This window comes from Sphingomonas sp. 35-24ZXX, from assembly GCF_000786215.1.
Lineage (GTDB): Bacteria > Pseudomonadota > Alphaproteobacteria > Sphingomonadales > Sphingomonadaceae > Blastomonas.
In genome coordinates this window covers 1-23,108 of the sequence record NZ_JROG01000009.1, presented here as the reverse complement: position 1 = coordinate 23,108, position 23,108 = coordinate 1, and the positions used below count along the sequence as shown (strand labels likewise).

At 65.0% G+C, this 23,108-nt stretch carries 25 protein-coding genes; 23 read left to right on the top strand and 2 right to left on the bottom strand.

Annotated features, from left to right (window positions below; all coding sequences use genetic code 11):
- Positions 1-121 precede the first annotated feature (121 nt).
- The 6 genes from LI72_RS16150 (at position 122) to LI72_RS16125 (ending at position 5,998) form a co-directional block, all read left to right on the top strand.
- The gene (locus LI72_RS16150; protein ID WP_033927006.1) at positions 122-1,267 is read left to right on the top strand and encodes a thiolase family protein; all 1,146 of its coding nucleotides are present in this window, start codon (positions 122-124) and stop codon (positions 1,265-1,267) included.
- Between the two features lie 3 nt (positions 1,268-1,270).
- Entirely contained in the window at positions 1,271-2,041 is a 771-nt protein-coding gene (locus LI72_RS16145; protein WP_033927005.1) for an SDR family NAD(P)-dependent oxidoreductase, read from the top strand.
- Positions 2,042-2,056: 15 nt separating this feature from the next.
- Positions 2,057-2,806, top strand: a complete 750-nt coding sequence (locus LI72_RS16140; RefSeq protein WP_033927004.1) for a ThuA domain-containing protein — start codon at positions 2,057-2,059, stop codon at positions 2,804-2,806.
- 3 nt (positions 2,807-2,809) lie between these two features.
- The gene (locus LI72_RS16135; RefSeq protein WP_033927003.1) at positions 2,810-4,018 is read left to right on the top strand and encodes an acyl-CoA dehydrogenase family protein; all 1,209 of its coding nucleotides are present in this window, start codon (positions 2,810-2,812) and stop codon (positions 4,016-4,018) included.
- Positions 4,019-4,175: 157 nt separating this feature from the next.
- Positions 4,176-5,087, top strand: a complete 912-nt coding sequence (locus tag LI72_RS16130; RefSeq protein ID WP_033927002.1) for an SDR family oxidoreductase — start codon at positions 4,176-4,178, stop codon at positions 5,085-5,087.
- A gap of 95 nt (positions 5,088-5,182) precedes the next feature.
- The gene (locus tag LI72_RS16125; RefSeq protein WP_052130061.1) at positions 5,183-5,998 is read left to right on the top strand and encodes a helix-turn-helix transcriptional regulator; all 816 of its coding nucleotides are present in this window, start codon (positions 5,183-5,185) and stop codon (positions 5,996-5,998) included.
- Between the two features lie 194 nt (positions 5,999-6,192).
- Here LI72_RS16125 and LI72_RS16120 read toward each other — a convergent pair whose 3' ends face one another.
- Positions 6,193-6,744 (bottom strand): VOC family protein, encoded by a 552-nt coding sequence (locus tag LI72_RS16120; protein WP_033927001.1) that lies wholly within the window; start codon positions 6,742-6,744, stop codon positions 6,193-6,195.
- Positions 6,745-6,842: 98 nt separating this feature from the next.
- On the opposite strand from LI72_RS16120, the gene LI72_RS16115 reads away from it, so the two are divergent.
- The 9 genes from LI72_RS16115 (at position 6,843) to LI72_RS16075 (ending at position 15,062) form a co-directional block, all read left to right on the top strand.
- Positions 6,843-8,060 (top strand): aromatic ring-hydroxylating oxygenase subunit alpha, encoded by a 1,218-nt coding sequence (locus LI72_RS16115; protein ID WP_033927000.1) that lies wholly within the window; start codon positions 6,843-6,845, stop codon positions 8,058-8,060.
- A gap of 139 nt (positions 8,061-8,199) precedes the next feature.
- Positions 8,200-9,585, top strand: coding sequence for an aromatic ring-hydroxylating oxygenase subunit alpha (locus LI72_RS16110; protein WP_033926999.1), 1,386 nt, complete (start codon positions 8,200-8,202; stop codon positions 9,583-9,585).
- Entirely contained in the window at positions 9,582-9,995 is a 414-nt protein-coding gene (locus LI72_RS16105) for a nuclear transport factor 2 family protein (protein WP_033926998.1), read from the top strand. The genes LI72_RS16110 and LI72_RS16105 overlap by 4 nt, the downstream gene beginning before the upstream one ends.
- On the top strand, positions 9,992-10,345 hold the full coding sequence (locus tag LI72_RS19175) for a putative quinol monooxygenase (protein WP_052130060.1): 354 nt from the start codon (positions 9,992-9,994) through the stop codon (positions 10,343-10,345). Before LI72_RS16105 ends, LI72_RS19175 begins: the two co-directional genes overlap by 4 nt.
- Positions 10,342-11,139, top strand: a complete 798-nt coding sequence (locus LI72_RS16095) for an SDR family oxidoreductase (protein ID WP_033926997.1) — start codon at positions 10,342-10,344, stop codon at positions 11,137-11,139. Before LI72_RS19175 ends, LI72_RS16095 begins: the two co-directional genes overlap by 4 nt.
- A gap of 109 nt (positions 11,140-11,248) precedes the next feature.
- A complete protein-coding gene (locus LI72_RS16090) occupies positions 11,249-12,727 on the top strand; it encodes a phytoene desaturase (protein ID WP_033926996.1) in 1,479 nt (492 codons plus the stop codon).
- A gap of 258 nt (positions 12,728-12,985) precedes the next feature.
- On the top strand, positions 12,986-13,360 hold the full coding sequence (locus LI72_RS16085; protein WP_033926995.1) for a GFA family protein: 375 nt from the start codon (positions 12,986-12,988) through the stop codon (positions 13,358-13,360).
- Positions 13,361-13,465: 105 nt separating this feature from the next.
- Entirely contained in the window at positions 13,466-14,059 is a 594-nt protein-coding gene (locus LI72_RS16080; RefSeq protein WP_033926994.1) for a TIGR00730 family Rossman fold protein, read from the top strand.
- Positions 14,060-14,075: 16 nt separating this feature from the next.
- The gene (locus LI72_RS16075; RefSeq protein ID WP_081985136.1) at positions 14,076-15,062 is read left to right on the top strand and encodes a phytoene/squalene synthase family protein; all 987 of its coding nucleotides are present in this window, start codon (positions 14,076-14,078) and stop codon (positions 15,060-15,062) included.
- Between the two features lie 16 nt (positions 15,063-15,078).
- Here LI72_RS16075 and LI72_RS16070 read toward each other — a convergent pair whose 3' ends face one another.
- Positions 15,079-15,516, bottom strand: coding sequence for a hemerythrin domain-containing protein (locus LI72_RS16070; RefSeq protein WP_081985134.1), 438 nt, complete (start codon positions 15,514-15,516; stop codon positions 15,079-15,081).
- A 160-nt stretch (positions 15,517-15,676) separates the two neighbouring features.
- Between LI72_RS16070 and LI72_RS16065 the strand changes: the two genes are divergently transcribed.
- From LI72_RS16065 to LI72_RS20540, 8 genes are all read left to right on the top strand, one after another.
- Positions 15,677-16,807, top strand: coding sequence for an efflux RND transporter periplasmic adaptor subunit (locus LI72_RS16065; RefSeq protein ID WP_033926993.1), 1,131 nt, complete (start codon positions 15,677-15,679; stop codon positions 16,805-16,807).
- 21 nt (positions 16,808-16,828) lie between these two features.
- The gene (locus LI72_RS16060) at positions 16,829-19,909 is read left to right on the top strand and encodes an efflux RND transporter permease subunit (protein WP_033926992.1); all 3,081 of its coding nucleotides are present in this window, start codon (positions 16,829-16,831) and stop codon (positions 19,907-19,909) included.
- A 93-nt stretch (positions 19,910-20,002) separates the two neighbouring features.
- Entirely contained in the window at positions 20,003-20,536 is a 534-nt protein-coding gene (gene msrA, locus LI72_RS16055) for a peptide-methionine (S)-S-oxide reductase MsrA (RefSeq protein ID WP_033926991.1), read from the top strand.
- Positions 20,537-20,624: 88 nt separating this feature from the next.
- Positions 20,625-21,488: a UTP--glucose-1-phosphate uridylyltransferase GalU gene (gene galU / locus LI72_RS16050; protein ID WP_033926990.1), complete on the top strand. Its 864-nt coding sequence runs from the start codon at positions 20,625-20,627 to the stop codon at positions 21,486-21,488.
- 78 nt (positions 21,489-21,566) lie between these two features.
- Positions 21,567-21,878, top strand: a complete 312-nt coding sequence (locus tag LI72_RS16045) for a hypothetical protein (RefSeq protein WP_033926989.1) — start codon at positions 21,567-21,569, stop codon at positions 21,876-21,878.
- 110 nt (positions 21,879-21,988) lie between these two features.
- Positions 21,989-22,540 carry a hypothetical protein gene (locus tag LI72_RS16040; RefSeq protein ID WP_033926988.1) on the top strand — a complete coding sequence of 184 codons (552 nt, stop codon included), beginning with the start codon at positions 21,989-21,991 and terminating at the stop codon, positions 22,538-22,540.
- Between the two features lie 65 nt (positions 22,541-22,605).
- Positions 22,606-22,941: a hypothetical protein gene (locus LI72_RS16035; protein ID WP_156139656.1), complete on the top strand. Its 336-nt coding sequence runs from the start codon at positions 22,606-22,608 to the stop codon at positions 22,939-22,941.
- A partial coding sequence (locus tag LI72_RS20540; RefSeq protein ID WP_033926986.1) for a hypothetical protein occupies positions 22,929-23,108 on the top strand: 180 nt, incomplete at its 3' end. The genes LI72_RS16035 and LI72_RS20540, both read left to right, overlap by 13 nt.

The window sequence follows — 23,108 nt, the reverse complement described above, 5'->3', positions numbered from 1 at the left end:
GCCCCACCCTGTCCGTTTGTCCCGAGCGAAGTCGAGGGACCTTACGCAACCCATCGGGATTACGTCCCTCGACTGCGCTCGGGACAAACGGACAGTGGCAGTGTTTGAAAGGCCTAAACGCATGACCCAGGTCCAGATCATCGGCGCAGGCATCCACCCGTTCGGGCGGACCGATAGCCGCACAGGCCGCGACCAGGGCGTGTTCGCGGTGCGGCAGGCGCTGGCGGACGCCGGGCTCGACTGGACCGACATTGAATGCGCCTATGGCGGGTCGGAAGCTGCGGGCAATGCCGATATCATGGTCAACGAGCTGGGGCTGACCGGCCTGCCGTTCATCAATGTCTCGAACGGATGTGCCACCGGCGGCAGCGCGCTGTCGTCGGCGCGCAACGCGGTGGCGTCGGGCCAGTGCGATGTCGCGCTGGCGGTGGGCTTTGACAAGCACCCGCGCGGCGCATTCAACGCCAAGCCGGGCGACTGGGGCCTGCCCGAATGGTATGGCGAGACCGGCATGATGCTGACCACGCAGTTCTTTGCGATGAAGATCCAGCGCTACATGCAACTGCACGGCATCAGCCGCCGCACCTTGGGAATGGTCGCCGAAAAGGCGTTCCGCAACGGCACCCTGTGCGAGCACGCCTGGCGGCGCTCGCCGGTCGATCTCGACACCATCCTCAATGCGCCCATGGTCAACGATCCGCTGACCAAATACATGTTCTGTTCGCCTGCCGAAGGCGCGGTCGCGCTGATCATCGCGTCGGACAGAAAGGCGCGTGAACTCGGTGCCGACGGCGTCAGGATCGCCAGCATCGCGGTGCGCACCCGTCCGCCCGGATCGTTCGAGGTGTTCGCGCCCGCGATCAGCGTCGAGCGGGGCGGCAAGCCGACCGAACTCGCGAGCCAAGCGGCGTTCGAAGCGGCGGGTATCGGCCCTGATGACATCGATGTCGCGCAGTTGCAGGACACCGAATCGGGCGCGGAAATCATGCACATGGCCGAGAACGGCTTCTGCGCGGATGGCGAGCAGGAGCAATGGCTGGCCGAAGGACGCACCGAGCTCAATGGCGCGCTGCCCGTCAACACCGATGGCGGTTGCCTGGCGTGCGGCGAACCGATCGGCGCATCGGGTCTGCGGCAGGTCTATGAGAACACCGTGCAGCTGCGCGGGCGCGGGGGCGACCGGCAGGTGCCGGGCAGTCCGAAGACCGCCTACAGCCATGTCTATGGCGCGCCCGGCCTGTCCGCCGTCGCGATACTGGAGCGTTAAGATATGGGACTGATGCAGGGCAAGGTCGCGCTGATCTCGGGCGGGGCGGAAGGGATCGGCGGGGCGACCGGACGGCGCATCGTCGCCGAGGGCGGCAGCGTGGTGCTGGGCGATATCCAGTTCGACAAGGCCAAGGCGCTGGCCTCCGAGCTCGGCGAGCACGCGATGGCGGTCTCGCTCGACGTGCGCGATCTGGCGCAATGGGAAGCGGCGGTTCAGGCCGCGCAGGCGACCTTCGGCAAGCTCACGCACCTCGTCAATGTCGCGGGCATTTCGGAGCCCGGCGCGGTGCCCGATGTCGATCTCGACAGCTGGAGCCGCACCATCGACATCAACCTGAACGGCACCTTCAACGGCTGCCGCGCGGCGATCCCCGCGATCGCGGACTCGGGCGAACCCGGCGCGATCGTCAACATCGGCTCGATGCTCGCGCTGCGCGTCGGCTCGGGCTTTGCCGCCTATTGCGCATCCAAGGCGGCGGTCACCGCGCTCACCAAGACCATCGCACTCGATTGCGCCGAAAAGGGCCTGCCCATCCGCGCCAACACCGTGCACCCCGGCGCGATCCGCACGCCGATGTTCGAACGCTATCTCGAGGCGTTGCCTGGCACCGTGCAAGAGGTCGAGGCGATGTTCGCCGCCAACCACCCGATGGGCCGCGTCGGCGAGGCGGCCGAAGTGGTCAACGCGATTCTCTTCCTGCTGTCCGATCAGGCCAGCTTTACCACCGGGGTCGATTTTACCGTCGATGGCGGTGGCCATTTCCGCAGCTGAAAGGCAGAACAAGGCATGGCTGAACGGATCGATGCGCATTTTGTCGCAGCAGGCAAATATCACGATATCGACTTTGCCCGGCTCGAGGTGCTCAAACTGCTCGCCGAGCACGACAATATCCGCACCACGGTCGCGCATGATTACAACGGCGTGGCCGAGCGCCTGCCCGCGTGCCGGTTCCTGATCACCTATACCTGCGACCTGATGCCGTCCGAGGCCGAAGCCCAGGCGATTGCCGCGTTTCTGGCAGGCGGCGGACGCTGGCTGGCGCTGCACGGCACCAACTCGATCCTGCGCTTTACCGAAGCGGGCGTCGACAGCCCCGAAGAACGCCCCGATGTCATGGAAATGCTGGGCACCCAGTTCAAGGCGCACCCGCCGATCGGCGCGCCGTTCACCGTCGAGATCGTCGATGGCGACCATGACGTGACGCGCGGGATTGCCGATTTCGACGTGGTCGACGAACTGTACCTGATGAAGCAGGTGAGCGACATTCGCACGCTGGCGCAGACGCGCTTTGCAGGCGAAGCGACCGGTTTTGTCGACGCCGACTGGCCCGAAACGGTGGTGCCGGTGATCTACACCCGCGCGATCGGCGACGGCGGCATCCTCTACAACACCCTGGGCCACTGCCGCGGGCATTACGATCTGCCGGGCATGCAGGATTTCTACCCGCATCCGGAAAAATGCGCGTGGAACTACCCCATCTATTATCAACTGTTGCGCCGCAGCATTCTCTGGGCGACCGGACATGGCGGGATTTGACGCATGGACATGGATTTCACCCCTGACGAACTGGCCTTCCAGGCCGAGGTGCGCAGTTTCCTGAAATCGCACCTCACCGACCGATTGATCGAGGGCGCGCGGCGCACGCCCGGTGTGTTCGTCGAGCCGGATATCGGTCTGGAATGGCAGCGCATATTGCATGAGAAAGGCTGGCTGGCGGTGCATTGGCCGGTCGAGGATGGCGGCACCGGCTGGACCTCGGTGCAGCGCTATATCTTCGAAAAGGAATGCGCGATCGCGGGCGCCCCGGCGCTGGCCGTGCTGGGGCTGAAGCTGGTCGGCCCGGTGATCTGCCGCTTCGGCACGCCCGAGCAGAAGGCCCGCTTCCTGCCGCGCATCCTCAGCGCCGAGGACTACTGGTGCCAGGGCTATTCCGAGCCCGGATCGGGATCGGACCTCGCCAGCCTCAAGACCCGCGCGGCACTGGAAGGCGACACCTATCGCATCAATGGCTCGAAGATCTGGACCACGCACGCGCACTACGCCAACTGGATGTTCTGCCTGGTGCGCACCGATCCGGAAGTTTCGGCGCAGCGCGGAATCACCTTCCTGCTCGTGCCGATGGACCAGCCGGGTGTCACCGTCACCCCGATCATCACCATGGCGGGCGACCACGAGGTCAACCAGGTGTTCCTGGATGACGCAAGGAGCCATGTCGGCAACCGCATCGGCGATGAGGGTCAGGGTTGGACCATCGCCAAGTTCCTGCTCGAGAACGAGCGCGGCGGATCGTGCTTCGCACCCAAGTTGCTGGTCGATATCGACCGGCTGATGATGACCGCGGGCAGCGTTGCCAGCGGCACCAATGGCGCGATTGCGCATGATCCCGTGATCGCGCGCAAGCTGGCATCGTTGCGGCTGCGCGCGCGCGCCTTCGAGATCAGCGAACTGCGCATCCTGGCGGAGATCGCCAAGGGCCGCCCGCCGGGGCCGCAGACTTCGCTGGTCAAGCTGTTCTCTGCAAACCTGCGGCAGGAGCTCGACACGCTGGCGATGGAGGTGCACGGGCTTGCCGGGCTGCAACTCCCCGCCGAGCGACCGCTCTACGGCAACGAGGCCCCCGAGCCGGTCGAGAGCGTCGAGGCGCAGATGGCGGCAGGGCGCTATCTCAACTCGCGCGCCTGGACCATCTTCGGCGGGTCGGACGAGGTGCAGAAGAACATCATCGCCAAGACCGTGCTGGGGCTTTGAACCTGAAACCTGGCGTGGCACATTCGCCAGACACCCTCCACTCAGCCTGAGCCTGTCGAAGGCCCCGCGCCCCCGCCAACCCTGTAGCGAGGCCTTCGACAAGCTCAGGCTGAGCGGATGTGGGTGCTAAAGTCAGCTATAAACAAGGAGAGAGCCCATGGACGTCACCCAGATCATGTACCGCCCCGGGCTGATGGCGGGCGAGCGCATCCTCGTGACCGGTGGCGGCACCGGGCTGGGCAAGGTGATGGCCGAGGCATTCGCCTATCTGGGGGCCGAGGTGCATATCTGCGGGCGGCGCGGCGCGGTGCTCGAGGCGACCGCAGACGAGCTGATGACGCGGCACGGCGGGACGGTCGGCGCGCATGCCTGCGATATCCGCAACCCGCAAGCGATCGACGCGATGGTCGAGCAGATCTGGAGCCAGCACGGCCCGCTGACGGGCCTCGTCAACAACGCGGCGGGCAATTTCGTCAGCCGCACCGAGGACCTCAGCGTCAACGGCTTCAACGCCATTTCGGATATCGTGTTTCGCGGTACCTTCTACATCACGCACAATATCGGCAAGCGGATGATCGCCGAGCAGATCCGCGGCAACTTCCTCGCGATCCTGACCACCTGGGTGTGGAACGGCGGGCCGTTCACCGTGCCATCGGCCATGTCGAAGGCAGGGATCAACGTGATGACGCAATCGCTCGCCACCGAATGGGGCCGCTATGGCCTGCGCTTCAACGCGATCGCGCCGGGCACCTTCCCCACCAAGGGCATGACCGAGCGGCTTTCGCCCGGCAATGCACAGGGGCTGCAGGGGCAGAATGCCGACCGCAGCAATCCCATGGGCCGGGTGGGCGAGATGCACGAGCTTGCCAACCTTGCGGTGCTGCTGATGGCGCGCGGCGCGGACTATATCAACGGCCAGACCATCGCCATCGACGGCGCGGGCTATCAGGCCAATTCGGGCAATTTCTACCAGAGCCTTTCGCGGATGGACGACCAGCAATGGGCGGACATGGCCGCCATGATTCGCGTCGCGAACGACAGGGACAAGGCAGCGCGCACCACGACATGAGCCATCGGCATTCCGACATCAACATTCCGTAGCGTTGCAACCCGGTCTGACATACGCTTCGCGGCGGAGAGCAGGATCGAATCAGAGGGAAAACCATGATCGAGACACCACGTCATTTCACCGAGAAAGCCGAGGGCCGGAACAACCCGGTCAACACGCTGGCGCAGCGCGTGACCATCCGCCGCGTGGAGGACATTCACGATGCCGCAGTGGCGCTGCACGAAATGTCGCAGACGCGCGGATTTCGCGTCGCGGCCTGCGACGACATCTCGTCCAAGGAACCGATGATCGATGCCGATGGCGCGATCATCAACGGTGAAATCTTCGGCTGGATGGCCGATGGCGAACGCTGGTGGGAGGACACCAGGCTGGCGCTCAACTCGCCGCTGCCCCGCGCCTGCCGCTACGAGAGCGAGCCGTTCTGGTGCAACGAGCACGGCATGTACGGGCGCTGGCGCAACGAATATCTCGAGGAAATGGACCTCACCGATTTCCGCAAGCGCTCGCTGGTCCATGCCGCGATCGTGGTGCCGGTGCACCTGCCGTTCGGCCAGATCGCGGCGGTCAGCTTCACCCCGCTCGATCGCGAGCTCACCGACCTGTCCGAGGCTTACGAAAAGCACGCCGACCTGATGGCAGCAATGACGCGTCGGTTCATCGCCGGCTATGTCATGGTGATGCGCACCAAGCGGCGAATCCCGGCGGACTGCATGCTCTCCAAGCGCGAGGTCGAATGCCTGCGCTGGGCAGCGATCGGCAAGACCGACAAGGAGATCAGCATGATCCTCGACCGCAGCCACGCGACGATCCGCTATCATATCCACCGCGCGGGCGAAAAGCTGGACGCGGTCAATCGCAGCCAGACGATCTTCAAGGCCGGGCAGCTGGGCTATCTGGGCGCGAGCGATTAGTCCTATAGCCCTCCCCCTCGATGGGGGAGGGTTGGGTCGGGGTGATCTCTCCGGATTGAGCAAAGTGGGCGACGACGCTCAGTCAGTAGCCAGCCGCACCACCACCCTCACCGCTGCGACTAAGGCAGCAAGCTGCCAAGTCTCGCTGCCTCTCCCATCAAGGGAGAGGCGAAACTTGGCCGCTGCGCTTGGCGCTAACCCACCCTCCGCACCGGATCGCTCCCGTCCCAGCCCTTGGCCGCATCGGCGATCATCGCAAAGAACCCTTCGCTGCCGCTCGCCGGTTGCAGGATCTCGACGATCGCACCCGCATTGGGCTGGGTCCCTGCCGGGCCGCAATCGGCATAGATCACCGCACCGTCCGCGCCCACCTTGCCCTCGACCAGAATCTGCCCGCCGCCCGCCTCCACCGCTGCGCGGGCGCCCGCGATATCGTCGGTGAGCAAGCACACATGGTGCATCGCGCCACCTGCAGGCAGATAGTCGCCGCGATAGATCGAGGGCACATCATTGTCCTGGCGGATCAGCTCGATCTGGACATCGCCCCATTGCGCCAGCGCGATGGTGAAGCGGCAGTCCGACGGCGCGCCCAGGAAGCGGCCATTTTCGAGCACGATGTTTTCCATCACAAAGAACGGGCCGACCCCCATCGCTTGCGTCCAGTGCTTGAGCGCCGCATCGAAATCCTCCGGCACGAACGCGATCTGCATCGGCTTGCCGATGGCGGAAATGCTCGAAAAGGTCATGGCGGCGGTCTCTCCACTGATTAAACCAATAGTGTCATTGGCTGCCTGCTTTCTGGCATGGTGCGCCCAATTGCCATTGACCAATTTGGGAGGGCCTTGTGGCCGAGCGCGATCCATCCGACAGCCTGACCCCAGACTGGGCGGCATCGCGCAAGCTGCGTGCACGCGAAATCCGCCGCAAGATCGTCGCGAACGTCGCTGCCAGAACCACCGACATGGCCGATGGCCCGCTGCCGCTGCACAAATCGGTGTATATCGATGAGACGCGCTTCCAGGCCGAGCGCGAACATCTGTTCCTGGGCCAGCCTCTCGTCGCAGGCCTCACCGGCGACATCCCCGAGCCCGGCGATTATCTGGTGTTCGATGCCGCCGGTCCGTCGATCCTGGTGATCCGCGGTAAAGATGGCGTGGTCCGCGCCTTCCGCAACCTGTGCACGCACAGAGGCGCAAAGCTGGTCGAGCAGGCCGAACCGTTCACAGGCAAGGCGGCGCGCATATCCTGCCCGTTCCATGCCTGGACCTTCGACAATCTGGGCAAGCTCATCGGTCAGCCGGGCAAGGCGGGCTTTGCCGACTGCGAAATCGGTGCGCGCAACCTGCTCGAACTGCCCTGCACCGAGCATCTCGGCCTGATCTTCGTGCGCGCCTCCGAGGGCGAACCGATCGATGCGGCAGCGCATCTGGGCGATTTTGCCGATCAGCTCGCCTTGATCGAGCTGCACCGCGCGGTGCCGGTGAAAAAGGGCATATTGCACGCCGAATCGAACTGGAAGTTCGCGCTCGACACCTATGGCGAGGGCTATCATTTCGCCGCCCTGCACGCTTCGACCATCGGCCAGACGCATTGCAACGACGTCTCGGTGCTCGAACGCTTCGGCCGCCACCACCGCATCAGCTTCCCCGACAAGACCATCGGCGATCTGGTCGGCAAGGACGAGGCCGAGTGGCCCGACACCGAATATGGCGGGGTGCATTATCTCTTCCCCAACACCGTGATCTTCTTCGGTGCGGTGACGCCGGGGGTCTATTTCACGCAGGTGTTCCGGCTGTTCCCCGATGGCGTCGGCAAGACCCGCTGCCAGTTCGGCGTCTATGCGCCGTTCGGGGTGATCGACGAGGCGTATCGCGGGGTCTGCGAGATGGCGTACGATGCCACCGCCGAGGTGGTGCAGAGCGAGGACTATCGCGTCGCCAGCCACGGCTATGCCAATTTGAAGACAGCGCCTGAGGATTTCCACGTTGTGCTGGGCGCAAACGAAAGCGCACCGCAGGCGGTGCACCAGCACATCGCCGAGGCGATCGGGATGCCTTTGTAGCGCAGCCCCGGAACCCACATCCGTTTGTCCCGAGCGTGTCGAGGGACCTTACGCGACCCTTTCCGATCACGTCCCTCGACTTCGCTCGGGACAAACGGGAGGGGGCAAGCAAAGAACAGAATAGCTGAGGAGAGTACCCATGGAAGACGCGAGCCGGACCTATCCTGCCGACCGCTGCCCGGCGATCACGGTCGACGAGATCCTCGACCTCGACAGCCGCGAGGTGCCGCCCGAGGTGCGCGGCGACAGCTGGCGCGATCTCGGCACCGAGCCGGTCACCGCCGAGCGCTATACCAGCGCCGCGTTCTTCGAGGCCGAAAAGAAGCTGATGTGGCCCAACGTCTGGCAGATGGCGGCGCGCGAGGACGAGCTGCTGCAGTCGGGCGATTATGTCGTCTACAACAATGTCGGCCGATCCTATCTGATCATGCGGCAGGACGACGGATCGGTGAAGGCCTTCCACAATGTCTGCCTGCACCGCGGCCGCAAGTTGCGCACCGAAAGCGGCTCTGCCGATGACCTGACCTGCCCGTTCCACGGCTTTGCCTGGAAGACCGATGGCGCGATCAAGCACATCCCGTGCGAGTGGGATTTCACCCATCTGAAAGAGCGCGACATGAGCCTGCCCGAGCTGCGCGTCGAGCGCTGGCAGGGCTTCATCTTCGTCACCGAAAGCAGCACGCAGGTGTCCCTGCGCGACTATATGGGCGCAGAAGTCTACGACCGGTTCGGTCGCTGGCGGCTCGACGAATGCTATACCGCTCTGTGGGTCGGCAAGGTGATCAACGCCAACTGGAAGGCGGTGTCCGAGGCGTTCATGGAAGCGTGGCACTCGATCGTCACCCACCCGCAGATCCTGCCGTACACGGGTGATGCCAACACCCGCTATTCGATGTGGGGCGACCATGCGAACCTCGCGCTCACCCCGTTCGGCCTGCCCAGCCCGCATCTGGCAGCGGACAACCTCAGCGAGGACGATATCATCGCCGCGTTCAGCCGCACCTCGGGCCGCTCGGCCTCGCTCGAGGGGCGCAAGCTGAATGACGGCGAGACCGCGCGCACCGCGATGGCCGAAACCAACCGCGCCAATTATCTCGACGCTCTGGGTTATGACAGCTCGGACATTTCGGACAGCGAGATGCTCGATGCATTCACCTACAACATCTTCCCCAACCTCTCGCCCTGGGGCGGGTTCGTGCCCAACATCGTCTATCGCTGGCGCCCCTGGCCCGATCAGAACGCGACGCTGATGGAGGTGCGCCTGCTGGGCCGCAAGCCCAAGCATGGCGCGATGCCCGAAGCGGCCGAAATGCGCTTCCTCACCCCCGAACAGCCCTGGGCCACCGTTACCGAATGGGGCGCGCTGGGCGAGGTGTTCGATCAGGACATGGAAAACCTTCCCTATGTGCAGGAAGGCCTGATCGCGTCGGCCAACAACCGCGTCGAGCTCGGCCGCTATCAGGAAGGCCGCATCCGCCAGTTCCACCAGACGATGGACAAGTATCTGGCAGGGCAATTGCCGTGAGCGGCTTTCGGGGGGCAACAGAAGACCAGATCGCGATCCGCGCGCTGATCGACAGCTATAGCGATGCGGTGTTTCGCCGCGACCCGCAGGACTGGGGCGCGACCTGGAGCGAGGACGCGCTATGGAACCTGATGGGCACCGACGTGCGCGGCCGGGAGGCCATTGTGGGGCTTTGGAGCCAGGCGATGGCGGGCTTCCCCTTCGTGGCCTTTTTCGCGCAGATCGGCCAGCTCGCCATTGATGGCGATCGCGCCACGGGCCGGGTCTACACCCACGAATATCTCGAACTCGCCGATGGATCGGTCAGTCGTCCGATCGGCCAGTATCGCGATGTCTACGCGCGCACCGCCGATGGCTGGCGCTTTGCCGAACGGCATTTCAGCATCCTCAAGGAGACCCAGGCCAAATGAGTATTGTCATTGCAGGCGAAGTCGATTTTCCGATCGGGAACCGCGATACCGCGCTCGCCGGCGCGCGCGACCTCATCCTGATGGCGCTCGCCGAGCCGGGCTGTCGTCATTACGCCTGGACCGCCGATCCGCACGATCCCGGCCGGGTGCATGTGTTCGAGGAATGGGACAGCGCCGATGATCTGCAATTCCATCTCGAAGGCCCCGCCTATCAGGGCATGCTGCTGCATCTGTCGCAATTCACGATCCTCAACGCCGAGACGCGCAAGTACCGGTTCGACCTGAAGGAGCCGGTCTACGGCCCCAATGGCGTGGCCACCGCGCGCTTTGCGAGCGAGGCCGCAGCATGACCGAATTTTCGGGCAAGACCGCGATCGTCATCGGCGCGGCGGGCGAGCACAACATGGGGCAGGTGATCGCGCGGGCCCTCGCCGGCGCAGGCGCGAAGGTGATCGTCTCGGGTCGCAAACGCGAACCGCTCGAAGCGCTGGCGGCAGAGATCGGCGGCGAGGCGGTGACCTGCGACCTCACCAGCCGCGCGGATGTCGATGCGCTGTTCGATGGTGCAGCCGCGCGGCATGGCAAAGTCGATATCGCGATCAACGCCACCGGCTGGGGGCTGATGAAGCCCTGGGGCGATGTCACCGACGAGGATCTCGCCGCGATGGTCGCGCTGCAGTTCACCGGCGTCCACCATATGCTCAATGCCTGCCTTCGCACGATGACGCAGGGCGGATCGGTGATCCAGATCTCGTCTGCGACCACGCAATGCCTGATCCATGATCACGCCGCCTATATCGGCACCAAGGCGGGATCAGAGGCGCTGATCCGCTGCTTTGCCAACCAGTACGGACCGCATGGCATCCGCGCCAATATCGTCTCGCCGGGGCTGACTGCAACGCCGATGGCCGCAGCCGCGGTCGCGACGCCGGGGCTCGAGGCCGCATTTGCCAGGGAATATCCGCTGGGCCGGATCGGCACGGCGGACGATATCGCACACACCGTGCTGTGGCTGTGCGACGATCGCACCTTCGTCACCGGGCAGAATATCCATGCCAATGGCGGGCTGACGCTCAGGCGCAATCCGCGGCCCGAGGAGATCGCGGCATCCGTAGGGGCAGCAATGGCGGCGATGGCGCAATGACCAAGGTTTGAGCCCAGACTGCGCATCTGCTGGCACATTGCAAACGTAACGCTATAGTGCTGCACAATCTGCCCGCGCATTCGGGTCGCAACCAGGGGCCAAGTCTCACGTGAAAAAAGCTGCTGTTATCGGGTCCGGATTCGGCGGGCTCGCACTCGCCATCCGCCTGCAATCTGCCGGAATTGCCACCACCGTGATCGAAGGCCGCGACAAACCGGGCGGCCGCGCCTATTTCTGGGAGAAGGACGGCTTCACCTTCGACGCCGGTCCGACCGTGATCACCGATCCGCCGTGCCTCGAGGAATTGTGGGCGCTGTCCGGCCATCACATCAGCGAGGATGTCGAGCTGATGCCGGTGATGCCGTTCTATCGGCTCAACTGGCCCGACGGCACCAATTTCGATTATTCGAACGACGAGGCCGGGCTTCGCGCCGAAATCGAGAAGCTCAATCCGTCCGATGTCGCAGGCTATGAAAAGTTCCTCGAATACAGCGCTGGCGTGCACGACGAGGGCTATCTCAAGCTTGGCCACAAGGCGTTTCTCGACTTTGCCAGCATGATCAAGGCTGCGCCCGCGCTGATGAAATATCAGGCCTGGCGCTCGGTCTATTCGATCGTCTCGTCGTTCGTGAAGAACGAGAAGCTGCGCGAAGCTTTGAGCTTCCACACCTTGCTCGTCGGCGGCAACCCGATGAAGACGAGCTCGATCTATGCGCTGATCCACAAGCTGGAAAAGGACGGCGGCGTGTGGTTCGCGCGAGGAGGCACCAACAAGCTGATCGCCGGGATGGTCACGCATTTTCAGCGGATCGGCGGAACCCTGCGTCTTAACGATCCGGTCACCGAGATCGAGACGATGGGCGACAAGGTCACCGGCGTGGTGACCCAGAGCGGCTGGCGCGAGACGTTCGACGCGGTCGCCAGCAATGCCGATATCGTCCACAGCTATCGCGATCTGCTGGGCAAATCGGGCCGCGGCAAGCGCGCGGCGGCCAGCCTCAAGAAGAAGAAGTTCTCGCCCTCGCTGTTCGTCGCGCATTTCGGCATCAAGGGCGACTGGCCCGGCATTCCGCACCACATGATCCTGTTCGGTCCGCGCTACAAGGGCCTGCTCGACGACATCTACGACCATGGCGTGCTGTCGAAGGACTTCTCGCTCTACCTGCACCACCCGACCGTCACCGATCCCAGCATGGCGCCTCCGGGGCACAGCACCTTCTATGTGCTCTCCCCCGTGCCGCATCAGGGCAAGCTGCCGATCGACTGGAAGGAAATGGGCCCGATCTACGAAAAGCGGATCCTCGACGAGATCGGCCACCGGCTGATCCCGGATATTCACGAGCGGATCGTCACCAGCTTCCACTATACGCCGCAGGATTTCAGCAACGATCTCAATGCCCATCTGGGCAGCGCGTTCAGCCTGGAACCCTTGCTGACGCAGAGTGCGTATTTCCGCACGCACAACCGCGATGATGCCATCCCCAACATGTATTTCGTGGGCGCGGGCACGCATCCGGGCGCGGGCATCCCCGGCGTGGTCGGCAGTGCCAAGGCGACCGCCGCGCTGATGCTCGAGGATATGCTTTAAACTTCCATCCTCCCCGCGCCTGTCCCGGGGAGGGGGACCGTTGGCGAAGCCAATGGTGGAGGGGCAACGGGCTTGAGCTTTGCCTTAACCCCCTCCGCTCAGCCTGAGCCTGTCGAAGGCCCCGCGAAGACGGCGGCGTTTGGCTTTGCCTTGACGTTCGCTTGCGGGTTATATCCTGCAGACCGAAGCGCGGGGCCTTCGACAGGCTCAGGCTGAGCGGGGTTTGAAACGGTTCCGCGCGCATATGGAGCAACCATCATGCACACCGGATCGTGCCTGTGCGGCGCTGTATCGTTCACTGTCTCCGCGCCGCTCAAGGGTCCGGACGCGTGCCATTGTTCGCAATGCCGCAAGCAGTCGGGCCATTACTGGGCCTCGACCGACGTCCAGCGCAGCGACCTTGCCATCACCGGCGAAGACAATGTTCACTGGTACCAGTCGAGCCCCAAGGTGCGGCGCGGGTTCTGCGGCACCTGCGGCAGCTTCCTGTTCTGGGACCCGCCGCACCGCGATTCGATGGCCCTCGCGATGGGCGCGTTCGATGCGCCGACCGATACGCAGCTGCACGTGCACATCTTCACTGCGCACAAGGGCGATTACTACGACATCGCCGACGGCCTGCCGCAGGAGTGACGCCTCTCAAATCCTCCCCGAGCCTGTCTCGGGGAGGATCGAACGGCCTTGCCCCTCACGTCGTTTCAGGCAATGGACCGGACACCCCACACAACAGGAATCACCATGACCGCCCCCTTCAAGCGCCTTGCCATCTATTGCGGTTCCGCCACGCCTTCCGACCCGGTGTATATCGAGAACGCCCGCATGGTCGGCGCGACATTGGCCGGGCGCGGGATCGGCGTTGTCTATGGCGGCGGCAAGCTGGGGCTGATGGGCGCGGTGGCGGATGCGGCGCTCGAGCGGGGCGGCGAAGTGATCGGCATCATCCCCGAGGCGCTCGTGCAGGCCGAAGTCGCGCACCAGGGCTGCACCGAATTGCACGTCGTGCCCGGCATGCACGCGCGCAAGCAGCGCTTCACCGACCTTGCCGACGGCTTCATCGTACTGCCCGGCGGGGTCGGCACCATGGACGAGCTGTGGGAAGCGATCAGCTGGTCGCAGCTGGGCTATCATGGCGACCCGGTGGGCCTGCTCAACATCAACGGCTTCTACGATCAGCTGATCGCGTTCAACCGCCACATGATCGAGGTCGGCTTCATCCGCCCGCAGCATGCCGATATCCTGATCGTCGATGAGACGCTCGACGGGCTGCTCGCCAAGATGGAAGCCTATCGCCCGCACCAGACGATCTTTGCGATGACGGCGGATGATCTTTGAAGGTTAGGGCGGGGCTGTGACTCCCTCCCCCACTCCAACCCCTCCCTTAAAGGCGAGGGGCTTCGAGCGCGCCTCCCTCGTCGCCTATGCCCGCGACTCCATCGCGCGCGGCTCGAAATCCTTCGCGCTCGCATCCAAGCTGTTCGATGCTGAAACCCGCGAGCGCGCCTGGCTGCTCTATGCATGGTGCCGCAAATGCGACGACCTCGCCGACGGACAGGACATGGGCCATGGCATGAGCGCGGTCACCGATGCACACGCCCGCGTCGCGTATATCCGCGAGCAGACCCGCGCCGCGCTGGCGGGCGCGCCGACCGATGACCCGGCCTTTGCCGCACTGGCGTGCGTGGCGCACGAATGCCGCCTGCCGCACCGCTATATCTACGACGTGATCGACGGCTTCGACCTTGATGCCGATGAATGGCGCCCCCGGCACGAAGGCGATCTGTATCAATATTGCTATCATGTCGCAGGCGCGGTCGGCCTGCTGATGGCGATCGTGATGGGCGTCGATCCGCAGGATGACGAGACGCTCGACCGGGCGTGCGATCTCGGCCTTGCCTTCCAGCTGGCCAATATCGCACGCGACCTGTCCGAAGACGATTCGGTGGGGCGATGCTATCTGCCGATGGAGTGGCTGGCCGAGATGGACATTCCGCCGGGCCAGCACATGAAACCCTGGCTGCGATCGCAGCTCGTGCCGCTGGCGGCGCGGCTGGCGGACCGGTCCGAAGCGCACGAGGCCTCGGCGCGTGTGGGTGCGGAAAAGCTGCCGTTCCGCGCGCGCTGGGCGGTGCTGGCGGCGGCGGGCATCTATGGCGATATTGCGCGCGAGGTGCGCAGGCGCGGTGCGCAGGCGTGGGACCACCGCGTGATCACCAGCCGGGGGCAGAAGATCGGCTGGGTGGCGCGCAGTCTGGCGCAGGCGCTGGGCGACCCGAAGCCTGCCGGCCGCAATGGACTTTGGACGCGGCCCCGGCCTGCTGACGCAGCGCGGGGTTGATCAGACGTCGGGTTGATCAGGCGGCGCGCGCCGCGCGCAGCCGTTCGGCCATCGGATAAATCTCGTCGTGCTCGCGGCCGATGCGATCGGCCAGCGCCTTGAACACCGCGGCCGATTCGCTGCGAAACCGCTCCGCCTCTGTCAGCAGCATGTCCGCGCGCTTCCAGCGATCAACAAAGTCGAGGAACGTGTCGGCAAGGCCGCCCATTTCCCGCCAGTAATGCTCGGCCGCTGTCGCGATCTTCGGGTCCTTGGCGTTGCGCAGCGCAGGATAGAGAATCTCGTCTTCCAGTGCCAGATGGATGCGCAGGATCCCGGTCAGCCGCGCCAGCATCAGCGTGATTTCCACCGCTGATGGCCGGTCCGCGATATGGGCAGAGCGCGCCTGGATATCCTCCACGATGGCAAGGCACGCTTCATGCTGGGACTGCAATTGTCCGATTCGCCAGTTCATATGGTGTTGCCCCCGCGTGCCGGTGAGTCACTGGCACGGACGACATGGCTAACCCAGGTTGCTTAACAGGCAGATAACGACACCCGGCGGGGCGCGAAATCTGCGCAGCCTGCAAAGGTTGGCGCTTGCCAGCAAAACTGGTTGCATATAGAAACCCAATATGCGCTCGGCTTCCGCTCTCGGCCTCAGGGCCATCACCTCCCTGTTTCTTGGTTGCGGAGCGCTTGCGCTGGCCGCCTGCTCGGCCGAGGGCGACACGCCTGCCCCTGTGGCGAGTGACAAGGTCTATCCCGTCACGATCGCGGTGGTGCAGCCGGCGGCGACCTCGGCAACGATCGCCGCAGCGGGAACCGTGCGGTATCGCTACGAAACGCCGCTGGGCTTTACCACCGCGGGCAAGATCGCCAGCATCCGCTTCCAGGAAGGCGACCGGGTGATGCCCGGCGCGCTGATCGCTGCACTGGACGCCACACAGGTCGGCGCTTCGCTGGAGAGCGCGCGCGCCGAGCAGCAGCGCGCGCAGTCCGAGCTCGCACGCTTCCAGCAGCTTTTCGAAAAGGGCTGGGTGACCCGCGCCCAGGTCGAGCGCGCCGAGGCGACCGCGCGCGCCGCCTCCGCCCAGGTCAGTACTGCGGGCTTTGCCAGCGGGACATCGCGCATTCTCGCACCGTCTGGCGGCATCATCCTCGCGCGCACGGCAGAACCTGGCCAGGTGGTCGCGGCCGGCACGCAGATCGTGGTGCTGGGCGAAACCAGCGGCGGCATGGTGCTGCGCGCGCCGATGATCGACAGCGACATCACACGGCTCGCGCCCGGCATGCCCGCGATGGTGCGGCTGTCTGCGCTGGGCGACGGCGTGATCGAGGGCGTGATCAGCGAGATCGATGCGCGCGCCAACCCGTCGTCGGGCGCGTTCGAGGTGACGATTGCGCTTCCCGCCAATCCGGCGCTGCGATCGGGCCAGATCGGCACCGCGGAATTTCGCGTGGCGGCCGGGCCGGGTGACACCGGCCTTGCGGTCCCGGCGAGCGCGGTGTTCAATGTCCGTGCCGACGAGGGCTTCGTCTATCTGCTCGACGCCAAGGGGAGCAAGGTCCGCGCGCGCGCGGTGCAGATCGGCAAGGTCGACGACCGGCAGCTGATCATCACCGGCGGGGTCAAGGCGGGCGACCGCATCGTCGCATCGGGCCTGGGCCTGCTCACCGATGGTGCCAGGGTCAAGCCGCTGGCGACGCGCCAGCCCAGCCGCACCCGCGCAGCGCCTGCCGCCTCCAATGCCCCCGCGCGCTAGTCGTCTGCCGGGGGCGCACGCATGAACCTGGCCGCCTTCACCATCAGCCGATGGCAGCTCAGCCTGGTGGCGTTCCTGCTGCTGGCAGCGCTGGGCCTCACCTCGCTGCTCACCATCCCGCGTTCGGTCGATCCGCACTTCCCGATCCCGGTGATCACCGTGATCATCGCGCTGCCCGGCGCAGATGCGGCCGATATCGAACAGACCATCGCCAAGCCGGTTGAGGAGGTGCTGCGCGGCATCGACGATGTCGATGAAATCCGCGCCGGGATCACCGACGGCTTTGTCACGATCACCACCGAATTCGATTGGGACGGCGATCCGGACCAGTATTTCAACGATGTCGTGCGCGAGGTCAGCGCGATCCGCAGCCAGCTGCCCGAAGGCATTACCGAGCTGCGCTATCGCAAGGCGCGCACCACCGAGGCGGCGGTGCTGCAGCTGGCGATGGTCAGCGACACCGCCAGCTGGCGGCGGATGCAGAAATATGCCGAGGATATCCGCGATACGTTTGTCCGCTATCCCGGTGTCCGCAACACCGTGATCGATGGCTTGCCGCAACCCGAGGTGCAGGTAGCGATCGACAGCCGCCGCCTGGCCGAGCTGGGGCTGGCACCGTCGGCGATTGCCGATGCGCTGCGACGCGGCGGGGCGGAGTTGCCGCCAGGCGCGGTCGAAAGCGCCGGACGCCGATTCAATGTCGAGGCCGGCGGCGCCTATCGCGACCTGGAGACCATCGCCAACCTGCCGATCCGCGCCGGCAACGGCACGATGCTGCGCGTGCGCGATGTCGCCGACGTTCGCTGGGGCGAGGCCGAACAGCTCTATATCACCCGCTACAACGGCCAGCGCGCGATCTTCCTGTCCATCCTGCAGAAGGACGGCTTCGACGTCATCCGGCTGCGCGATTCGCTGGAAGACGAGCTGAACCGCCAGCAGGCGAACTTCCCGCCCGATATCCGCCTCGAACAGATATTCGACCAGAGCCGCGACATCGAATACCGGCTGAGCGAACTGACCCGCGACTTTTCGATCGCGCTGTTCCTCGTCATCTTCACCTTGCTGCCGCTGGGGTGGCGCGCATCGGTGATCGTGATGATCTCGATCCCGCTGTCGCTCGCCTCCGGCCTGCTCGCGATCAGCGTCATGGGCTTCAATCTCAGCCAGCTCGCGGTCGCAGGATTCATCGTCGCGCTGGGCCTGCTGGTCGACGATTCGATCGTGGTGACCGAAAACATCGCGCGCCACCTGCGCATGGGCAAGCGCCGATCGATCGCCGCGATCGATGCGACGCGCGAGATCACGCCGGCAGTGCTGGGCTCGACCGGGGTGCTGATCTTCGCCTTCACGCCGCTGCTGTTCCTGCCCGAGGGCGCGGGCAAGTTCACCCAGTCGTTCATCTACACGATCATCTTCACCGTGTTTGCCTCGCTGGTGGTTTCGCTCACCATCATCCCGTTCCTCGGCAGCCGCATCCTCTCGCGCGACGAGGACCCCGAAGGCAACGCCATCCTCAAATGGCTCACCCATCAGATCGAGCGGCTCTACCGCCCGATCCTGCACACCGCGCTCGACAAGCCCAAGCGCACCTTCTGGGCCTCGATGGCGCTCACCCTGTCCGCCTTTGCGCTGATCCCGCTGCTCGGCTTCAGCCTGTTCCCCTATGCCGACACCAGCTATTTCCGAGTCACCATCGATGCCGAACAGGGCAGCAGCATCGCGACCACCGATGCCCTGGTGCGCAAGGCCGAGGCGGTGCTCGCGCAGGAACCCGATATCAAGGTGCGCGCCGCCAACACCGGCAGTTCGAACCCGCAGGTGTTCTACAACGTTTTCGCGCTCGACCAGCGGCCCAATTTCGGTGAGGTCTTCGCGGTGATGGATCGCTGGTATCCGGATCGCAGCCCACAGATGATCGCGCGGATTCGCGACCGGCTGGAGGCGATTCCCGGCGCGCGCTTCAATGTCGAGCTGTTCCAGAACGGCGCCCCGATTGCCTCGCCCGTCGCATTGCGCATCACCGGCGAGAATCTGGAAACGCTGCGCGACCTCGCCGGCAAGGTCGAAACCATCCTGCGCTCGACAGCGGGCGCACGCGACGTGATCAATCCGGTGGCCACCGACGGCATCGATCTCGATATCGGGCTCGACGAGGGCAAGGCCGCGCTGCTCAACATCGCGCCAGGCGAACCGCGCCGCGCCATCCGACTGGCACTGTCCGGCGAGGCTGCGGGCACGTTCCGCGATACCGAGGGTGACAGCTACCGCGTCGTCGTGCGCCTGCCGCTCGACACCAGCCAGCCGATCTCGTCGCTCGACAGAATCTATGTGGCCAGCCGCACCGGCGATGCCATCGCCCTGTCGCAGATCAGTTCCCCCAGGCTCGAGAGCGTGCCGCCGCAGATCCAGCGCTATCAGCTCGAACGCTCGGTGACCGTCACCGCCAATGCCCAGCCCGGCGCGCTGCCCTCGCGGATCAGCCAGCAGGCGATGGACAAGGTCGCGCAGTTGAAGCTGCCGGCGGGCTATCGCGTATCGGCGGGCGGCGAGGCCGAAGCGATCGCCACCGTATTCGGCGGGCTTGGGCCGATCATCCTGATCGCGCTGTTCGGCATCTTCGCGGTGCTGGTCGCCGAATTTGGCCGCTTTCGCGAAACCATCGTGGTCGCAGGCGTCATCCCGCTGGGCACTTTCGGCGGCTTTGTCGCGCTGTTCGTCACTGGCGCGTCGCTCAGCTACATGGCGATCATCGGCTTTGTCGCGCTGGTCGGGATCGAGATCAAGAATTCGATCCTGCTGGTCGATTTCACCACCCAGCTGCGCCGCGAGGGCATGGGGCTGCGCGCGGCGATCGAGCGCGCGGGCGAGGTCCGCTTCCTGCCGGTGCTGCTGACCTCGGTCACCGCGATCGGCGGGCTGCTGCCGCTCGCGCTGTTCGGGGGATCGCTCTATGCGCCGCTGGCCAGCGTCATCATCGGCGGGCTGATCTCGTCCACTTTGCTGTCGCGCATCGTGACCCCGGTGATGTACCTGCTGATCGCGCGCGGCGGCGAGAAGGATGACGATGCCAAGGCACCCCCGGTGCTGGCAGTCGAAGGCTGAGGTGGTTGTGCAGCGTGCAACCCGCGCTATCTATGCTCCACACTCTCTCTCCTTGCGTGAACGGCAGGGGAGATTACGGGAAGGACAAATGACATGACCCAGCAGACCGCGATCATCGCAGGAGGCTGCTTCTGGTGCACCGAGGCCGTGTTCAACGACGTCATCGGGGTAAGCAAGGTCGAAAGCGGCTATATCGGTGGCCATGCCGAGAACCCGACCTACAAGCAGGTCTGCTCGGGCAACACCGGCCATGCCGAGGCGATCCGCGTGACCTTTGATGATGAGCAGCTGAGCTATGCCGATCTGCTCGACATCTTCTTCGCGACGCACGATCCGACGCAGCTCAACCGCCAGGGCAATGACGTCGGCACGCAGTATCGTTCTGCCATCTTCCCGCTCGATGCCGCGCAGCAGGTCGAGGCCGAGGCCGCGATGAGCCGCAATCAGCCGAACTGGCCGGCGCCGATCGTGACCACGATCGAGGAAGCGACGACCTGGTATCCGGCAGAGGATTATCATCAGGAATATTGGTCGGGCGAAGGCCAGCGCAATCCCTATTGCCTGGCCGTGATCCCGCCCAAGCTGCAGAAGCTGCGCAAGAGTTTTGCAGCGCGCGTAAAGGCGTGATCATGGTCCCATAAGGTGGCGGCTTGACAGCCGGGCGGCGGGCTGCGAGGTCTGCGCCCGGCTGTCGGGGCCGCTAAAGAGGACAAGAATGAAGCCCATCCGCAAAGCAGTGTTTCCGGTTGCCGGGCTTGGCACCCGTTTCCTTCCCGCGACCAAGGCCATCCCCAAGGAGATGCTGCCGATCGTCGATCGTCCGTTGATCCAGTACGCGGTCGATGAGGCGCGCGAGGCGGGAATCGAGCAGATGATCTTCGTCACCGGGCGCGGCAAGAGCGCGATCGAAGACCATTTCGACATCGCTTTCGAGCTTGAAAAGACGATGGCAGAGCGCGGCAAGTCGCTCGAGGTGCTGGAACCCACGCGGCTGGGCCCGGGCAACTGCGCCTATGTCCGCCAGCAGGAACCTCTGGGGCTGGGCCATGCGATCTGGTGCGCACGCGCGATCGTGGGCGACGAACCGTTCGCGATCTTTCTGCCCGACGAGTTCATGGTCGGCTCGCCCGGCTGCATGAAGCAGATGGTCGAAGCCTATAACCGGTTGGGTGGCAACCTGATCAGCGTGCTCGAGGTCCCGCGCGAGACAGTGTCGAGCTATGGCGTGATCGCGCCGGGTGCGCGCGATGGCGACATCACCGAGGTCACCGGTCTGGTGGAAAAGCCCAAGGTCGAGGACGCGCCGTCGAACCTCATCATCTCCGGCCGCTACATCCTGCAGCCCGAAGTGATGCGCACGCTCGAAAGCCAGGAAAAGGGCGCGGGCGGCGAGATCCAGCTGACCGATGCGATGGCGCGGATGATCGGCACCCAGCCGTTCCACGCCGTGACCTTTGCCGGCAAGCGCTATGACTGCGGATCGAAGGCGGGCTATGTCCAGGCGAACCTGGCGATCGCGCTGGGCCGCGACGACATGGGCGCAGAAATCCGCGCCTTCGCGCTCGACCTGCTGAAATAGCAGTTCAGCATTCGCTCAGCCGGGCTATAGCAGACGCCTGAAGGGGCGCGCGATCTGGCGCGCCGGAGGGTCGTATCGATGAAGCCAGTTCTTCCGCTTGTCATTCTGGCGCCGCTGCTGCTGTCGGGCTGCATCGCCAGCGCGGTGGGTGCGGTGGTCACCGCGCCGGTCAAGATCGTCTCCAAGGGCGTGGACCTTGCCACCACCAGCCAGTCCGAGGCGGACGAGAATCGCGGCCGCGCGATGCGCAAGGCCGAAGAGCGGCTGGGCAAGCTGCAGCGCCAGCGCGACAAGGCGCTGCGCAAGTGCGATGATGGCGACGATTCGGCCTGCGCGCTGGCCCGCGAGATCCAGGACCAGATCGACGACGAGCGCGATCGCGTGATGTGATTGTCCGCGCCATCGCGGGACTGGTCACGAATCGATCCAGCCGGTAAGGGCCAGCGCACGGACCCGGCGGATCTGCGCCGGACAGCGTTGATGAAAGGCCCTGAACTGCCATGGATGGACAGCAGCTATTTTTCCTGATCGCCGCGTTGGTGATCGTCGCGATGATCGTCCTGTGGGCGCTGGTCGGGCGCAGCGGTGGCGCCGGCCATCATGATGCGGACCATGGCGATCACGATCACCACGGACACGATGATCACGGCCATGCTGCTGTCGAAGCACCGCCGGCCTTCGTTCCGACCATCGGCGGAGCGCTCGACCCGACCGTGACGACGCTCTCCACGGCGGATGTCGACGCGCAGATCGCAGCCCAGGCCGCAGAAGCCCAGGCCAGCGGCAAGCCGCGCATCGCAGCGGCGGTCGGCGAACCCGACGACCTGCGCAAGATCAAGGGCATAGGCCCCAAGCTCAACACCCTGCTGGGTGAACTCGGCATCGCGCGCTACGACCAGATTGCAGCCTGGACCCCGGCGGATGTCGCCGAGATCGACCCCTATCTCGGTACTTTCAAGGGCCGCATCGGCCGCGATGCCTGGGTCGAACAGGCCGGCTTCCTCGCACGCGGCGACATCGCCGGCTTCGAGGCGAAGTTCGGCAAGCTGTGAGCCATCGGTCTGCCTTTCTCCGTCTGCTTAAATCGGCCTCGGGCCTGGGGCTCGGACTGCTGGCCATGACTTCGTGCCCGGCTCTCGCGACGGTGAATCTGGAATGCTCGGGCCTTGGCGATACCCCGAATGTGTCCGCCTTGGTGGGCTCGACAATGGCGCTTGATCAGCTGAGCATTCGGCAGGGCAAACGCGACCTTGTCCGTTGGGGATGGCGTCAGACCATGGCCTCGCCATCTTTGGTCAGGATCGTCCTGCTCAATGCCAAGGGCAGCGAGGCAGGTCTGCTCCGCCTGCGTCCCGTGCGCGATGGTGGTGCGGGTGCGCCCGGCAACGGGCCGAGCTATGCGGGCACGCTCGTCTATGGCAAGCGCACCTACTGGCTTCGATGCACCATGTAGCACGGCCGCTGGTCGAGCAGGTCTGCGCCAGAAAGAAAAACAAAAAGGGCCGGGTCATCGCTGTGATGACCCGGCCCTTTTGTGTTTCAGCGTTGGTGCGTGATCGCGATCAGGCGAGTGCGGCCTTGAGCTTGTCGGCGAGGTCGGTCTTCTCCCAGGGGAAGAAG

Coding starts and splice junctions, on each gene's coding strand:
- LI72_RS16045 (WP_033926989.1), top strand. CDS start 21,567: ATGAAGCCAGTTCTTCCGCTTGTCATTCTGGCGCCGCTGCTGCTGTCG.
- LI72_RS16120 (WP_033927001.1), bottom strand. CDS start 6,744: ATGACCTTTTCGAGCATTTCCGCCATCGGCAAGCCGATGCAGATCGCG.
- LI72_RS16145 (WP_033927005.1), top strand. CDS start 1,271: ATGGGACTGATGCAGGGCAAGGTCGCGCTGATCTCGGGCGGGGCGGAA.
- galU (WP_033926990.1), top strand. CDS start 20,625: ATGAAGCCCATCCGCAAAGCAGTGTTTCCGGTTGCCGGGCTTGGCACC.
- LI72_RS16040 (WP_033926988.1), top strand. CDS start 21,989: ATGGATGGACAGCAGCTATTTTTCCTGATCGCCGCGTTGGTGATCGTC.
- LI72_RS16070 (WP_081985134.1), bottom strand. CDS start 15,516: ATGAACTGGCGAATCGGACAATTGCAGTCCCAGCATGAAGCGTGCCTT.
- LI72_RS16080 (WP_033926994.1), top strand. CDS start 13,466: ATGACCGCCCCCTTCAAGCGCCTTGCCATCTATTGCGGTTCCGCCACG.
- LI72_RS16135 (WP_033927003.1), top strand. CDS start 2,810: ATGGACATGGATTTCACCCCTGACGAACTGGCCTTCCAGGCCGAGGTG.
- LI72_RS16085 (WP_033926995.1), top strand. CDS start 12,986: ATGCACACCGGATCGTGCCTGTGCGGCGCTGTATCGTTCACTGTCTCC.
- LI72_RS16110 (WP_033926999.1), top strand. CDS start 8,200: ATGGAAGACGCGAGCCGGACCTATCCTGCCGACCGCTGCCCGGCGATC.
- LI72_RS19175 (WP_052130060.1), top strand. CDS start 9,992: ATGAGTATTGTCATTGCAGGCGAAGTCGATTTTCCGATCGGGAACCGC.
- LI72_RS16095 (WP_033926997.1), top strand. CDS start 10,342: ATGACCGAATTTTCGGGCAAGACCGCGATCGTCATCGGCGCGGCGGGC.
- msrA (WP_033926991.1), top strand. CDS start 20,003: ATGACCCAGCAGACCGCGATCATCGCAGGAGGCTGCTTCTGGTGCACC.
- LI72_RS16060 (WP_033926992.1), top strand. CDS start 16,829: ATGAACCTGGCCGCCTTCACCATCAGCCGATGGCAGCTCAGCCTGGTG.
- LI72_RS16130 (WP_033927002.1), top strand. CDS start 4,176: ATGGACGTCACCCAGATCATGTACCGCCCCGGGCTGATGGCGGGCGAG.
- LI72_RS16150 (WP_033927006.1), top strand. CDS start 122: ATGACCCAGGTCCAGATCATCGGCGCAGGCATCCACCCGTTCGGGCGG.
- LI72_RS16125 (WP_052130061.1), top strand. CDS start 5,183: ATGATCGAGACACCACGTCATTTCACCGAGAAAGCCGAGGGCCGGAAC.
- LI72_RS16140 (WP_033927004.1), top strand. CDS start 2,057: ATGGCTGAACGGATCGATGCGCATTTTGTCGCAGCAGGCAAATATCAC.
- LI72_RS16065 (WP_033926993.1), top strand. CDS start 15,677: ATGCGCTCGGCTTCCGCTCTCGGCCTCAGGGCCATCACCTCCCTGTTT.
- LI72_RS16035 (WP_156139656.1), top strand. CDS start 22,606: ATGACTTCGTGCCCGGCTCTCGCGACGGTGAATCTGGAATGCTCGGGC.